The 14,060-nt window shown below is 69.6% G+C and carries 16 protein-coding genes; 8 read left to right on the top strand and 8 right to left on the bottom strand.

Going from position 1 to position 14,060, the window contains the following annotated elements; genetic code table 11:
* Positions 1-43 precede the first annotated feature (43 nt).
* The 3 genes from CVV72_RS33315 to moaA form a co-directional block, all read right to left on the bottom strand.
* Positions 44-895, bottom strand: a complete 852-nt coding sequence (locus CVV72_RS33315) for a phosphatidylinositol-specific phospholipase C/glycerophosphodiester phosphodiesterase family protein (RefSeq protein ID WP_219147903.1) — start codon at positions 893-895, stop codon at positions 44-46.
* A 194-nt stretch (positions 896-1,089) separates the two neighbouring features.
* Positions 1,090-1,344: a MoaD/ThiS family protein gene (locus CVV72_RS33320; protein WP_219147905.1), complete on the bottom strand. Its 255-nt coding sequence runs from the start codon at positions 1,342-1,344 to the stop codon at positions 1,090-1,092.
* Between the two features lies 1 nt (position 1,345).
* Positions 1,346-2,410 carry a GTP 3',8-cyclase MoaA gene (moaA, locus tag CVV72_RS33325; protein ID WP_219147907.1) on the bottom strand — a complete coding sequence of 355 codons (1,065 nt, stop codon included), beginning with the start codon at positions 2,408-2,410 and terminating at the stop codon, positions 1,346-1,348.
* 78 nt (positions 2,411-2,488) lie between these two features.
* Between moaA and CVV72_RS33330 the strand changes: the two genes are divergently transcribed.
* Genes CVV72_RS33330 through CVV72_RS33360 form a run of 7 tightly spaced genes read left to right on the top strand, consistent with a single transcriptional unit; the run spans position 2,489 to position 7,663 of the window.
* Positions 2,489-2,953, top strand: coding sequence for a MarR family transcriptional regulator (locus CVV72_RS33330; protein WP_219147909.1), 465 nt, complete (start codon positions 2,489-2,491; stop codon positions 2,951-2,953).
* A 33-nt stretch (positions 2,954-2,986) separates the two neighbouring features.
* Positions 2,987-3,391, top strand: coding sequence for a molybdopterin-binding protein (locus CVV72_RS33335; protein ID WP_192743799.1), 405 nt, complete (start codon positions 2,987-2,989; stop codon positions 3,389-3,391).
* Positions 3,388-4,140: a molybdate ABC transporter substrate-binding protein gene (modA, locus tag CVV72_RS33340; protein ID WP_219147911.1), complete on the top strand. Its 753-nt coding sequence runs from the start codon at positions 3,388-3,390 to the stop codon at positions 4,138-4,140. The genes CVV72_RS33335 and modA overlap by 4 nt, the downstream gene beginning before the upstream one ends.
* Before the next feature lie 37 nt (positions 4,141-4,177).
* Positions 4,178-4,945, top strand: coding sequence for an ABC transporter permease (locus tag CVV72_RS33345; protein WP_034308689.1), 768 nt, complete (start codon positions 4,178-4,180; stop codon positions 4,943-4,945).
* Complete coding sequence (locus CVV72_RS33350) at positions 4,942-6,006, top strand: sulfate/molybdate ABC transporter ATP-binding protein (RefSeq protein ID WP_219147913.1); 1,065 nt, start codon at positions 4,942-4,944, stop codon at positions 6,004-6,006. Before CVV72_RS33345 ends, CVV72_RS33350 begins: the two co-directional genes overlap by 4 nt.
* 9 nt (positions 6,007-6,015) lie before the next feature.
* Positions 6,016-6,810 carry an HAD-IIA family hydrolase gene (locus tag CVV72_RS33355; protein WP_034308369.1) on the top strand — a complete coding sequence of 265 codons (795 nt, stop codon included), beginning with the start codon at positions 6,016-6,018 and terminating at the stop codon, positions 6,808-6,810.
* 37 nt (positions 6,811-6,847) lie between these two features.
* The gene (locus tag CVV72_RS33360) at positions 6,848-7,663 is read left to right on the top strand and encodes a metallophosphoesterase (protein ID WP_219147915.1); all 816 of its coding nucleotides are present in this window, start codon (positions 6,848-6,850) and stop codon (positions 7,661-7,663) included.
* Positions 7,664-7,666: 3 nt separating this feature from the next.
* Here CVV72_RS33360 and CVV72_RS33365 read toward each other — a convergent pair whose 3' ends face one another.
* The 5 genes from CVV72_RS33365 to CVV72_RS33385 all read right to left on the bottom strand — a co-directional run bounded on the left by CVV72_RS33365 (position 7,667) and on the right by CVV72_RS33385 (position 12,139).
* Positions 7,667-8,041 carry a YccF domain-containing protein gene (locus CVV72_RS33365; protein WP_101610884.1) on the bottom strand — a complete coding sequence of 125 codons (375 nt, stop codon included), beginning with the start codon at positions 8,039-8,041 and terminating at the stop codon, positions 7,667-7,669.
* The gene (locus CVV72_RS33370; RefSeq protein WP_219147917.1) at positions 8,041-8,820 is read right to left on the bottom strand and encodes a PhzF family phenazine biosynthesis protein; all 780 of its coding nucleotides are present in this window, start codon (positions 8,818-8,820) and stop codon (positions 8,041-8,043) included. Before CVV72_RS33370 ends, CVV72_RS33365 begins: the two co-directional genes overlap by 1 nt.
* 67 nt (positions 8,821-8,887) lie before the next feature.
* Positions 8,888-9,262: a hypothetical protein gene (locus CVV72_RS33375; RefSeq protein WP_255632346.1), complete on the bottom strand. Its 375-nt coding sequence runs from the start codon at positions 9,260-9,262 to the stop codon at positions 8,888-8,890.
* Positions 9,259-10,611 carry a lipopolysaccharide assembly protein LapB gene (locus tag CVV72_RS33380; protein WP_219147918.1) on the bottom strand — a complete coding sequence of 451 codons (1,353 nt, stop codon included), beginning with the start codon at positions 10,609-10,611 and terminating at the stop codon, positions 9,259-9,261. Before CVV72_RS33380 ends, CVV72_RS33375 begins: the two co-directional genes overlap by 4 nt.
* 67 nt (positions 10,612-10,678) lie before the next feature.
* Positions 10,679-12,139 carry a DUF4331 domain-containing protein gene (locus CVV72_RS33385; RefSeq protein ID WP_219147920.1) on the bottom strand — a complete coding sequence of 487 codons (1,461 nt, stop codon included), beginning with the start codon at positions 12,137-12,139 and terminating at the stop codon, positions 10,679-10,681.
* A 213-nt stretch (positions 12,140-12,352) separates the two neighbouring features.
* Between CVV72_RS33385 and CVV72_RS33390 the strand changes: the two genes are divergently transcribed.
* Positions 12,353-14,011 carry an AMP-binding protein gene (locus CVV72_RS33390; protein ID WP_219147922.1) on the top strand — a complete coding sequence of 553 codons (1,659 nt, stop codon included), beginning with the start codon at positions 12,353-12,355 and terminating at the stop codon, positions 14,009-14,011.
* The last annotated feature ends 49 nt before the right edge of the window (positions 14,012-14,060 follow it).

The following is a 14,060-nucleotide window of genomic DNA, read 5'->3' on the forward strand; positions in this document are numbered from 1 at the left end:
CTGGCCCATTCGTGCGCCTTCGCGCGCGAATGGGCCGCGCACTTTAGCGAGCCCTCAAGAAGTTCGCCAGTCCTGGCAGGTCATCCGTATTCAGGTGGTCGACCCCGGCGGCGACCAGCTCTTTCCACAACGCGTCGCGGCCGGGGCCGGCGGCGTCCGGCGTGGCCCAGAAGCGCACCCGCTGGCCCGCCGCGTGGGCCCGCTTGACCAGATCGTGGAGTTTCGCCCGCTCGCCGGCGGGGAAGGGACCCTCGCCGGTCCAGGTGAACAGGCCGCTCCAGGAGTCCGAGACGAGCGGCGTGACCCGCGGGTCGGACCCGATGCCGAGGTCGTTCTCGTCCCTGATCCGGCCGTCGTAGAAGGCGAGCCGGAACTTCTGCCCGAGCATCACCTCCTTGGGGCGCCCGCCGGAGATCACCGCGGTGACGGCCCGCTTCTTCACGTGACCGAACGCGTACAGAGAGAAGAGGAAGGAGTAGCGCGGGTCGTACAGGCGCTTCTCGAGTGCCGCGTAGGTGCTGTTCGCGTCTCCCTTGACGTCGATCAGCAGCTGGAACTCCGCGCGCTGCCGGTACACGCCGACCCCGTGATTGGCCAGGACGCGCTTGCGCAGCGGCTCCAGGTAGAGCGACTCCAGGGTGCGGTCCGGGCGGGTGTCCGCGAAGTCGTGGGCGACCAGGAGCTGCCCGTCGACCAGGAAGATGTCGGCCTCGACACTGGTGAAGCCCTGTTCGAGCGCGTCGTGCAGCGGCCGGGTGTGCTCGTAGTCGTTGTGGCTGTGCGCCTGCGGCAGCGGCCGGACGCCGCGTTCGTGGGCGGACGCCGGAGCGGTCGCGAGGCTCGTGGCGGCGACCGCAGCGAGCAGTGCGGCGAGAATACGGCGGGGAGTGATCACTGGCGCATCCTCGGCTGCTTCGGCGACCGGACGGTGAACTCGAGACGGCGAGCAAGGGACCTTTGCTACCACTTTCGCCGTTCGCGCAGGTCAGCGGCGGTCGGCGGGCCGCCAGTGTGTCGCGAAAGCCACTTTCGAGACGTCAGGTGTCCCGAAAGTGGCTTTCGCGACACGCTCTGGCGGGCGACAGCGGGTCAGCCGCCGGCGAACGGGGGCAGGACGTCCAGTTCGGCGCCCTCGGTCAGCGGCCGCGTGAGATCCCGCACCGCGACGCCGTCCAGCAGGTAGGAGACCGCGTCGAGCAGCTTCGCCAGCTTCTCCGGGTGGAGTTCCCGCAGACGGGCGACGGCGTCGGCGACACGGGCGCCGTCCGGCAGCGTCACCTTCTCCTCGTCGAGCCCGGCGGCCGCGCGGGCCGAGGCGAAGTACCGCACCACGATGGTCACCATGTCAGCCGCCGATCGCGCTCATCGGCCGGATCGGCTGCGCGAACCCGGCCTCGTTGATCTCGTGCCCGGCGAGCTTGCCCCACATGGTCGCCCGCCAGGCGTCCGCCACCTCTTCTTCGCGCGCGCCCGCGCGCACGAGGGCGCGGAGGTCGGTCTCGTCGTTGCTGAAGAGGCATGAACGCACCGCGCCGTCCGCGGTCAGCCGGGTGCGCTCGCAGGCGCCGCAGAAGGGGCGGGTCACCGACGCGATCACGCCGACGTCACCCGGTCCGCCGTCGACCAGCCAGCGTTCGGCGGGGGCCCCGCCCCGTGCGGCGGGGAACGGCGACAGCGTGAACTCCTCGCCGAGCATGCCGAGGATCTCCTCGGCGGTGATCATGTCGGCGCGGTTCCAGCCGTGCTGCGCGTCCAGCGGCATCTGCTCGATGAAGCGCAGGTGGTAGCCCTCCGCGAGGCAGAACTTCAGCAGCGGCACGGCCTGGTCCTCGTTCAACCCGCGCATCAGCACCGCGTTGACCTTGACCGGGTCCAGCCCGGCCTCACGCGCCGCGGCCATACCGACGAGCACGTGCGAAAGCCGGTCGCGGCGCGTGATCGTCTCGAACAGCGCGCGGTCCACGGTGTCCAGCGAGACGTTGATCCGGTCCAGCCCCGCGTCGGCCAGCGACTTCGCGCGCTTCGCGAGCCCGATCCCGTTGGTGGTCATGGAAAGCCGCGGCCGCGGTTCGAGCGCCGCGACCCGCTCGACGATCTTCTCCAGGCCCTGGCGCAGCAGCGGTTCGCCGCCGGTGAGCCGGATGTCGGTGATCCCGAGCCGCTCGACGGCGATCCGCAGCAGGAGCACGAGCTCGTCGTCGGTCAGCACGTCCGCGCTCGGCATCCATTCGAGCCCTTCGGCGGGCATGCAGTAGGTGCAGCGCAGATTGCACTTGTCGGTGAGCGACACCCGCAGATCGGTCGCCACGCGGCCGAAGGTGTCGATCAGGGCGGGGTTGTCCGGCCTGGGCACGCTGGAACGCCCTCGTGTGCCGGGGACACGGGGAAACCCGAGATCGACTGCTGTCATTGACACCAGACTAACCCCGAAGCGGGCGAAAACCGACTGTCTAGAATTCCGCACGCACCCGATCTGAAGGATTTCCGGATGGCGAAATATCCGCTCTCGGCGGAGGAATTGGCCAGGTTCGCCCATCTCGGCAGGGAGAGCAGCACGCTGACCGTTCTCCGGCACGCCAGGATCGCCGAGCGGATGGGCCTGTCGGCCACCGACCACAAGGTGCTCGAACTGGCGGGCCAGGCGCCGGGACCGTTGACAGCGGGCAGGATCGCCGAACTGACCGGGCTGTCGACGGGCGCTGTGACCGGCGTCATGGACAGGCTCGAAAAGACCGGCCTCGCCCGCCGCGTCCGCGACACCGCCGACCGCCGGAAGGTCCTGATCGAGGTCGTCCCCGGCGCCATGGAGCGGCACGCGCCGCTCTTCGAATCCGCGTACACGACCATGAAGACGGTGCTCGAACAATTCTCGCCAGAAGAACGGAAAGTGCTGGAGCGATTCCAGAGCGCGGTGCTCGACGGCCTCCGCGACGAACTCACCGGCGACGCATAGCTTTTCCGCATCTGCGGAAGTAACCTTCCGACCATGCCGCAATTCCGGTTATCCGAGGCCGCTCGTCTGCTCGGCGTCAGCGACGACACCGTCCGCCGCTGGGTGCGCGCCGGCCAGCTGACCGCGTTCGACGACTCGGCGGGCCGCAAGGTCGTCGACGGCGCCGAGCTCGCCGCGTTCGCCAAGGCTCAGGCCGAACAGCCGGAGGACCCGTCGAGCGTCGGCCGCTCCGCGCGGAACCGGTTCGTCGGGCTCGTCACCGAGGTGATCACGGACAAGGTGATGGCACAGGTCGAGCTGCAGTGCGGCCCGCATCGCGTGGTCTCCCTGATGAGCGCCGAGGCCGTCCGCGAACTCGGACTGCGGCCGGGGGTGCTCGCGGTCGCCGTCGTCAAGGCGACCACCGTCGTGATCGAGACCCCGGAAGGAAGCCGATGAGGAAGCTCGCGCCCGTCCTGGCCGCGCTGGTGCTGGCCGCGACGGCCTGTGGGTCCGGGGAGCCGGCCGCGGAGGCCAAGACGCTCACCGTGTTCGCGGCCGCGTCGCTGACCGAGTCGTTCGGAGCGCTGGGCAAGCGGTTCGAGGCGCAGAACTCCGGGGTGTCCGTGAAGTTCAGCTTCGAGGGCTCCTCGGCGCTGGTCCAGAAGCTGACCCAAGGCGCGAAGGCGGACGTCTTCGCTTCCGCCGACAAGGCCAATATGGACAAGGCCGCCAAGGCCGAGCTGATCGACGGGCAACCGTCGGTGTTCGCCACCAACCGGCTCGCCATCGCGGTCGGCAAGGGCAACCCCAAGGGCATCAAGGGGCTGGCCGATCTCGCGAAGGACGGGCTGACCGTCGTCGTCTGCGCGCCGCAGGTGCCGTGCGGGTCGGCGGCGAAGAAGGTCCAGCAGACGTCCGGGGTCGCGCTCAAGCCGGCGAGCGAGGAGCAGGACGTCAAGTCGGTGCTCGCGAAGGTGCAGACGGGCGACGCCGACGCGGGACTCGTCTACGTCACCGATGCGACATCGGCGGCCGCGAAGGTGGACAAGGTGGACTTCCCCGAGGCGGCGGGCGCGATCAACGACTACCCGATCGCGGTGGTGAAGGACGCTCCACAGGCTCAGCTCGCCGGGCTGTTCAGGGACTTCGTCCTCGGCGCCGAGGGCAAGACCGAACTCGCGAAGGTCGGTTTTGGCTCGCCCTGACCCCGCGTTCGGAGGACGGAACGCGGGGGTACCGTGGGTGCTGTGGCCGCCGGCGATCTGCGCCCTGGCGCTGGTGGTACTGCCGGTCGTCGGCCTTCTGGTGCGTTCGGATCTGACCCGCTTTCCGAGCCTCATCACCTCGACGTCTTCGCTGAACGCGCTCAAGCTTTCGCTGATCACGGCCGGGTTGTCCACTGTGGCCTGTGTGCTGCTCGGTGTCCCGCTCGCCGTGGTGCTCGCGCGCTCGGGGGCCCGCGGGGTCCGCGTGCTGCGCGCGGTGGTGCTGCTGCCGCTCGTGCTGCCACCGGTGGTCGGCGGCCTGGCACTGCTGTACCTGTTGGGCCGCAAGGGTTTCCTCGGAATCCTGGTGACCACTTTGACCGGTGAGCAGGTGCCGTTCACCACGGCAGCGGTCGTCATCGCGCAGACGTTCGTCGCGATGCCGTTCCTGGTGGTCAGCCTCGAAGGAGCCCTCCGCGGCGCCGGCGACCGGTACGAACGGGTCGCTTCGACCCTGGGGGCCAAACCGTGGACGGTGTTCCGCCGGGTCACGCTGCCGCTGCTGCTGCCAGCGCTCGGTTCGGGCATCGTGCTGAGCTTCGCGCGGGCGCTGGGCGAGTTCGGCGCGACGATCACCTTCGCGGGCAGCCTGGAAGGGGTGACCCGGACCTTGCCGCTGGAGGTCTACACCCAGGCCGAGGTCGACGTCGACAGCGCGGTGGCGCTCGCGTTGCTGCTCATCCTGGTCGCCGTCGCGGTGATCGCGCTCGCCCGGCCGCGCGCGCTCGAAGGAGTCCGGTCGTGACCCTTTCGGCCGAGCTTGCCCTCCGGCGCGGCGAGTTCACCTTGGACGTCGGCTTCGAAGTCCCCGACGGTGGTGTGCTCGCGCTGCTCGGCCCGAACGGGTCGGGTAAGTCCAGTGTCCTCGGCTGTCTCGCCGGGCTGCTCGCGCCCGGCCGGGCGCGGATCACCCTCGACGGCCGTGACCTGGCCGGCCTGCCGCCGCACGCGCGCGGCATCGGCCTGCTCTCCCAGGACGCGCTGCTCTTCCCGCATCTGTCCGCAGTGGACAACGTCGCCTTCGCTCCGCGTTCGACCGGTGCCGGCCGCGCCGAGGCGAAGAAGCGTGCGCGGGAGTGGCTGACCGAAGTGGACGCGCTCGAACTGGCCGGACGGCGGCCCGCCCAGCTCTCCGGCGGGCAGGCGCAGCGCGTCGCGATCGCGCGGGCGCTGGCGGCCGAGCCGGGACTCTTGCTGCTCGACGAGCCCTTCGCCGCTCTGGACGTCGACGCGGCGCCCGCCATCCGGGGACTGCTCCGGCGGGTCCTGCGTTCCGGACCGCCGACCGTGCTCGTCACCCACGACCCGCTCGACGCGCTGGCGCTGGCCGACCACGTCGCCGTTCTCGACGGCGGCCGGATCGTCGAACGCGGCGAGACGCGCAAGGTCCTCTCCGCGCCGCGCACGGCGTTCACCGCGCGGATCGCCGGGCTGAACCTGGTGCCCGGCATCGCCGCCGAGGGCGGTTTGCGGACGTCAGGCGGGCAGCTGGCCGGAATCCCGGCCGAGGACGTCGTCCTGGGTGAGGCGGCCGTCGCCGTCTTCGCACCCAGTGCCGTCGCGGTGTACCCGCGGGACGGTGCGCACCGGGGCAGCCCGCGCAACACCGTCGAGGGAATCGTCGACGCGCTCGAACCCCACGGACCGGTGATCCGCGTCCGGGCCCGCGGCGACGGCTGGGCGGCGGGTCTCGCCGCCGACCTCACCCCGGCCGCGGTCGCCGAACTGGCGCTCGAACCCGGGACACCGGTCGATCTTTCGGTCAAGGCGGCGTCCGTGGCTGTCCACGCCGTCTCGGATCATTAGGGTGGGGGCATGAACGAGCGCCGTTGGACATACCTCAGCGACATGGATGGCGTGCTGGTCCAGGAGGAGCACCTCGTACCCGGCGCGGACGAGTTCCTCAAGGAACTGCGCGCCAACGACATCGGCTTCCTGGTGCTGACCAACAACTCGATCTACACCCCGCGCGACCTGCGGGCGAGGCTCGAGCGGACCGGACTCGACATCCCCGAGGAGGCCATCTGGACCTCCGCGCTGGCGACCGCGAAGTTCCTCGCGTCGCAGCGGCCGAACGGCTCGGCGTTCGTGATCGGCGAAGCCGGGCTCACCACGGCCCTGCACGAGGTCGGCTACGTGCTGACCGAACGCGACCCGGACTACGTGGTCCTCGGCGAGACCCGGACGTACAGCTTCAGCGCGATAACCCGCGCGATCAGGCTCATCGAGGGCGGCGCCAAGTTCATCGCCACCAACCCCGACGCCACCGGCCCGAGCATGGAGGGCTCGATGCCCGCCACCGGTTCGGTCGCGGCGCTGATCGAGAAGGCGACCGGCCGCTCGCCGTACTACGTCGGCAAGCCGAACCCGCTGATGATGCGCTCCGCGCTGCGGCGGCTCGGCGCGCATTCGGAGTCGACGCTGATGATCGGCGACCGGATGGACACCGACGTCCACTCGGGAATCGAGGCCGGATTGCAGACGATCCTGGTGCTCACCGGCATCTCCACGCGGGAGAGTGCCGAGCACTACCCGTACCGGCCGACCAAGATCATCGACTCCATCGCCGATCTGGTCGGGCGCACCGGCGACCCGTTCGGTGAAGGCTGAGCGGCACGGTCGCATGCGGAGGGCTTATCGTCAGACGATGCACGACGATCAGCCCGCGTCCCCGACCTATGTGGTCGGTGACGTGCACGGACACCGGGACGAGCTGGCCGAAGCGCTCCGGGAGAAGGGGCTGATCGACTCCGACGACGACTGGTCCGGCGGGGAAGCGACCCTCTGGTTCCTGGGGGACTTCGTCGACCGCGGGCCGGACGGCGTCGGCGTCATCGACCTGGTGATGCGGCTGGAGCGGCAGGCCGCGAAGGCGGGCGGGCACTGCGGGACGCTGCTGGGCAACCACGAGATCCTGCTGCTCGGGATGTACCACTTCGGCGACACCGAGGTGCCGTCCGACTTCGGTCCGCGCAGCTTCGCCCGCAGCTGGGAGATCAACGGCGGGCTGCTCGAAGACCAGGACCGGCTCACTCCCCAGCATATCGAATGGCTGACTTCCCGCCCGATGCTGACGCTGGCCGCGGACCACCTGCTGATGCATTCGGACACGCTCGAATACCTCGACTGGGGCGAGGACATCGACGGTATCAACGCGCGCGGCCGCGAAATCCTCGAAGGCAGCGACATCCAGGCCTGGTGGGACGTCTGGCGGCGGATGACCACGCGCTACGCCTTCCGCGGCCCGGACGGCGCGGACGTCGCGCAGCAGGTCATGGACCGGCTCGGTGGCGTGCGGATCGTGCACGGGCACAGCGTCATCGCCGATCAGCTCGGAATCCATCCCGCGCAGATCGAGGGACCGTACCTCTACGCGGGCGGGAAGGCGCTGGGGATCGACGGCGGGTTGTTCGTCGGCGGTCCCTGCCTCATCGTGTCGCTGCCTTGGGAACCCGAAGACTGATCGTCAGGGAAGCTCCACGATCTCCTTGCCCAGCGGCATCAGCGAGACCGGGATCATCTTGAAGTTCGCCACGCCCAGCGGGATCCCGATGATCGTGATGCACAGCGCGACGCCGGTCAGCACGTGCCCGATCGCGAGCCACAGCCCGGCGAAGAGGAACCAGATGACGTTGCCGATCGTCGACGCCGCCCCGGCGTCGCGCCGGTCCACCACGGTGCGGCCGAACGGCCAGAGCGCGTAGGCCGCGATCCGGAACGACGCCAGCCCGAACGGGATGGTGACGATCAGGATGCAGCAGATGACGCCGGCGACGACGTAGCCGAGCGCCATCCACAGGCCGCACAGCACGAGCCAGATGACGTTCAGGATCAGGCGCATCAGACGTGCAACTCCCCGCTGGCCACGGTGACCGCTTGCCCTGACAGCAGGACTCGGTCGCCTTCGAGGTTCATCCGGACGATGCCGCCGCGGGCCGAAGCCTGTTCGCCGACGAGCTTGTCCCGGCCGAGGCGGGCGGCCCAGTACGGCGCGAGGACACAGTGCGCCGAGCCGGTGACCGGGTCCTCGTCGATACCGACGCCCGGCGCGAAGAACCGGGTGACGAAGTCGATCCCGTCCACGTCACCCGGTGCGGTGACCATCAGCCGTCCGTTCCAGTGCGCGCGCAGCGCGGCGAGGTCCGGGGCGAGCGAGCGCACCACGGACGCGTCGTCCACGACCGCGAACAGGTTGTGCTTGCTGCGCCCGACGTACTCGAAGGAGACGCCCGGCAGGATCGACGACAGATCGTCGTCCGATTCGCGGGGCGGATCCGACGGGAAGTCCATCGACACCCAGCCGTCTTCGGCGCGGCAGCGCAACTCGCCGCTTTTCGTCGTGAAGGTCTGCTCGCCGCCGAGGACGTGCGTGGTCGCCAGCGTCGCGTGCCCGCACAGGTCGACTTCGGTCTCCGGCGTGAACCAGCGAAGCGACTTGGGGCCTTCACTGTCGACACTGTCGACACTGTCGACCTCGACGAAGGCCGTCTCGGCGTGCTTCAGCTCGGCGGCGACGGACTGCATCCAGCCCGCGTCACCCGGCGAGTCCAGCAGCACGACGCCGGCGGAGTTACCGGCGAAGGCCTCGGAGGTGAAGGCGTCGACGATGTAGAGGCGCATGGTCTCGACGATATCGGCCATGGCCGGACCCGGCCTCCGGGTTTCCCCTGAGGTGGCGTGGCCGCGGTCACCGGCGCTCGACATTTCCCGCGTCCGCGCCCAGCCCGACGTAGAGGTCGACCCACTGCCGGTCGATGTCGGTGGGGCCGCTGCCGTCGCAGTAGGGCTTGGCCCCGTTGGCGGTGTAGTAGCGGAGCAGGGCGAGTGTCTCGTCGGTGCGCCGGAGCTTTTCGTCGGTGTAGCGGGGGCCGGGTGCCCGCGGCTGGTGCTTCATGCAGGTCAGCTCGGTCGCGACGCCGCCGGTGGTTTCGTCGTCGAACCGGGGGTCGGGATCGGGAGCCGCACCGGAACACGCCGTGACGACGGCGTAGAGGAGCAGTGCGCCCAGGACCGTTCCGCGGAATCGGCGCGGAGCCCGTTCGGTGGTCGCGTGCCCGGTCATCGGGCACCGCCCAGTTTCGCCAGCATGTCCCTTGCCGTCCGCGCGTCGGCCACGGAGAAGTGCGGGTTGATGCGCAGGGCTTCGGCGAGTGCCTCGGCGGCCTCGGCGGTCCGGCCGAGCCGCGCGAGGATCATGCCGCGGTGGTAGGAGAACGAAGCGCTGCGCCAGCCGGTGCTCGCCGCGCGGTCGGCGTAGGTCAGGGCCTCGGCGTCCCGCCCGTTGAGGTGCAGCGCCCAGGCGAGGGCGTCCGCGACGAACACAGGTTGCCGGCGTCCCCATTCCGCCTGCGCGTACTTGAGCGCTTGCCCGGCGTCGCCGCGGTCGGCGGCGACCAGCGACGCTTCGAGGTCGACGTTCGAGCCGGAGGACTCTTCGAGGCGACGCTCTTCCTCGAAGAGCCGATAGTGGCGTTCGGCGGAGTCCGGCATGCCCGCCGACGTCAGCAGCAGGGCGTACTCGCGCAGGTTTCCGACGTTCGGCTGGCGGGTCACGAGATCCTGATAGTCCGCGATGGCCTGGCCGATCCGGCCGCGAGCCGTCGCGATCTTGGCCCTTCCTTGCCGCAGGGAGGTGTCCTCCGGCGCCGCACGCAGGCCCGTCTCGAAATGGCGCTCCGCGGTGTCGAAGTCTCCGTTGTCGAAGGCGAGTTCGCCGAGGAGGCCGCGGCAGAACGCGACGTCCCCCGGATCGATGGCGTCCGCGAGCGCACGCTCGAGCGCGCGCCGCGCGTCGTCGACGTGGCCGTGGATTTCGAACTCGTAGGCGGCGCGGGTGAACGAGGGGACGCCCGGTTTGAGGTCGAGCATCCGCTGCAACGCGGCGGTGGCCGCGGTGGTGTCCCCGAGCTGGGTGTAGGCGTCGTTGAGCACGCCGTGGACCTCGGCGTTGTCCGGAAGCACGGCCTTCGCTTTCTCACCCCAGTCGCGAGCGGCGGCGAAGTCGTGCCGCGCGTTGGCGAGCGCTCCCATGCCCGCCAACGCGATCCCGTTGCCGTCGGGTCGCTGCGCCAAGGACTTCCGCAACGCCTCCTCGGCTTTCGGGAAGAGCGCCGGGTCCGCCTCGGCCCGCGCCAGCTCGACATAGGCGGCGCCGAGTTCGGCCAAGGTTTGCGGATCCCGCGTGCCCCTCGCCAGCTTGGCTTCCGCTGTCCGGATCGCGCGGTCGAGGGTGCTCGCCCCACCCCGCGCTCTTTCCGTGACGGCCGGGGGCGGATCGGACGGGACGAGCGCGGCGATACCGAGGATGAGCAGGCTCGCGCCGAAAACGATCGGGAGAACGGCCCGGCGAGAGCGTTTCCCGAATCGGGGACTCTGGGGAGTCGTCGTGCGTTCGGAGATCTCGCGGGACATCGGGTCCGCCTTTCGGAAGTGGGTGTGGTGGCCGCCGCCGTCGCGGCGGCCACCGGGGGGAGGGGGATCAGCCGCCGGACGACGAGTTCACCGCCTTGTTGTTGGGCAGGGCGACGTACGGGAACGCCGCCTCGAAGGGAACGTCGTTCCGGTCCACCCGGTCTCCCGCGGCGAGCGCCTTGACGATGCCGCTGATCGCGGCGCCTTCCAGCGCCTGGACGCTGATGTCGAGCGCGTCGTCGGCCAGCCTCCGGCCGTTCGGGAACCCTTGGAGGTCACCGCCGAGCACGCCGAGCCGGTTGGGCCGCGCGGTGACCGGGATCGCCGTGTTCAGCCGAAGCTGCTCAGACGGCGCGAACCGCGCCGGGTCGACGTCGGCGTTGTCGAGCTGCGAGTTGAGCGTCAGATCGATCCGGTCACCGGACTTCCTGGTGATCCCGGTCAGATAGATCTCCGTCAGATCGTCGCGCGGCTTGGCGGGCGCGGGGATGCCGTAGAACCGCTGGACGAGGTCCGGTACCTCCGGATTGCTCACCTTGTTCACCAGCGCGGGCACCGTCCGGTCCTGCTCCGGCAGGAGCGAGTTGAACCGGTCCTTCAACCCGGCGGGCACGACGACCTCGTTCACCAGCGGGTTGCCCAGACGCGAGATCTGGACGTCGGCGCCCAGCGAGCGCTCCGCACCGGGGGTGCGCAACGTGATCGAACCGCGTTCGGTGTCGCTCCAGACCCCGATCACGGGGTTGCGGGCGGGGTTGCCGCCGAGCGTGAGCGTGCTCTTGGGCACCTGGAGCGCCACGGTGTTCACGTTGAAGCCTGCCACCGTGTCCTGCCCGACCTCGGACAGGTCCTTGCCGTAGAGCAGATCGAAGATCCGCAGGTCGAGGAAGAACGGGTCGTCCGCCTGCCCGGCGAACGTCTTCCCGCCGGGGACCGCGGTGATCGCCTGGTCCCGGAGGGCGCGATAGTTCGGCATCGAGGCCGGGCCGACGTTCGACGGCGCGACCTTCCCGTTGGTGACCAGGTTCGTGACCCGTCCGGTACCCCTGTCGATCACCGACAGCGTGTAGGACTGCCGGAACAACAGGTCCTCGTCGTCCAGCGAAGTGACCGGATCGTCGTTGTAGAGGAAGGTGTTGTTCCCTCGCCGGTCGTCGGTGCGGAAGTTCCACCGGTAGGTCAGGTCCGCCTTCGCGTCACCGTTGTTGTCGATGTTGATGTCGTAGTGGGCGTCCGTCGCCCACGGGTAGAAGTTCGGTCCACCGTTCGGCTCCTCGAACGGATACCAGTTCGCGATCAGGGTCACGGTGTCCGGTCTGTCCGGACTGACGAACGCGTACACGTCGGTGTTGTCCACCGGTGGGTCGCCCGAGATCAGCGGGGCTTCCCGGTGGCTCGACGCGAACGCCGGACCGGCCGAAAGCCCGGCGAGGGCACTCGCCAGAACCGTGGCCACGACCGTGACGGCCGAGGCGGCCGCTCTTCGCCGCGAAACGGCACGACGGCGAGCAGGATGGGGTGCAGCCATTTCCATTCCCTTTCTCGAAACGCGTCGCGGAAAGGGACAGGCACGCTGTCCTCAGCCGGACGTCGGAGCCCGATGGTGCGCGCCGGCGTCAGTGGGAATGTTGTGGAAGTGTTGCGCCGAGCCGGGCGGAGGGACCTCTCCACTTGCAGGTGGCCGCTGTCACGCCGCGTTCCTAGACTCGACGCGTCGATGCCGCCGAACGCAGGAGTCTCCATGCCCGACGCCCCCGCCTTGCCGAGTTACGCATCGGGAATCTCGGACACCCCGCTGCTGGGGGACACCATCGGGGACAACTTCGACCGCGCCGTCGCCGCCTTCGGCGACCGGGACGCGCTCGTCGACCGCGCCGCCGGGAAACGCTGGACCTACACCGAACTCGCCGCCGAGGTGGACGCGCTCGCGCTGGGCCTGCTCGGCCTCGGGATCGCCAAGGGCGACCGCGTCGGCATCTGGTCGCCGAACCGGTGGGAGTGGACCTGCGTCCAGTACGCCACCGCGAAGATCGGCGCGATCCTGGTCAACATCAACCCGGCGTACCGCTCGCACGAACTCGAGTACGTGCTGAACCAGGCCGGGATCAAGCTCATCGTGGCCGCGGCGTCGTTCAAGACCTCGGACTACGCGGGCATGATCGCCGAAGCGGGACCGAAATGCCCGGCGCTGGACCATGTCGTGCTGCTCGAAAGCGCGGAGTGGACGTCGCTGCTGGAGAACGGACGCGGCGCGGATCCGGCGCGGCTCGCCGAGCGCCAGGGCGAGCTGTCCGCGGACGACCCGATCAACATCCAGTACACGTCCGGCACCACGGGTTTCCCCAAGGGCGCCACGCTGAGCCACCACAACATCCTCAACAACGGCTACTTCGTCGGCGAACTCTGCAACTACACCGAAGCCGACAAGATCTGCATCCCCGTGCCCTTCTACCACTGCTTCGGCATGGTGATGGGCAATCTCGCGGCGACCTCCCACGGCGCGTGCATGGTCATCCCGGCGCCCGCGTTCGAGCCGAAGGCCACGCTCGAAGCCGTCGCCGCCGAGAAATGCACGTCGCTGTACGGCGTGCCGACGATGTTCATCGCCGAACTGGCCGACCCGGACTTCGCCTCCCACGACCTGTCTTCGCTGCGCACCGGGATCATGGCAGGCTCGCCGTGCCCGGTCGAGGTGATGAAGCAGGTCATCGACCGGATGGGCATGGCGGAGGTGTCGATCTGCTACGGCATGACCGAGACGTCGCCGGTGTCCACGCAGACCCGCGCGGACGATTCGGTCGAGCGACGGGTGTCGACGGTGGGGCGGGTCGGGCCGCATCTGGAGGTCAAGGTCGTCGATCCGGAGACCGGGCTGACCGTGCCGCGCGGCGACCCCGGCGAACTCTGCACCCGCGGGTACTCGGTGATGCTCGGTTACTGGGAGCAGGCCGACAAGACGGCCGAGGCGATCGACGCGGCGCGGTGGATGCACACCGGCGACCTCGCGATCATGGACGCCGACGGGTACGTCAACATCACCGGCCGGATCAAGGACATGGTCATCCGCGGCGGTGAAAACCTGTACCCGCGCGAGATCGAGGAGTTCCTCTACACCCATCCGGACATCCTCGACGCTCAGGTCATCGGCGTCCCCGACGAGAAGTACGGCGAGGAACTGATGGCGTGGGTCCGCATGCGCGAGGGCGCGGAGCCGCTGACGGCCGAAGCCGTGCGGGAGTTCTGCGAAGGAAAGCTGGCGCGCTACAAGATCCCGCGCTACGTCCACGTCGTCGACGAGTTCCCGATGACGGTCACCGGCAAGGTGCGCAAGGTCGAGATGCGGGCGGAGTCGATCAGCATCCTCGGGCTGGAGAAGGCGGCGACGGCGAAGCACGCCTGACACTTCAGGGCAACCTGTCACAACCCCGGTGCGTGTTCCCTTCGTGGCG

It is taken from the genome of Amycolatopsis sp. TNS106 (genome assembly GCF_019330265.1).
Lineage (GTDB): Bacteria > Actinomycetota > Actinomycetes > Mycobacteriales > Pseudonocardiaceae > Amycolatopsis > Amycolatopsis lurida.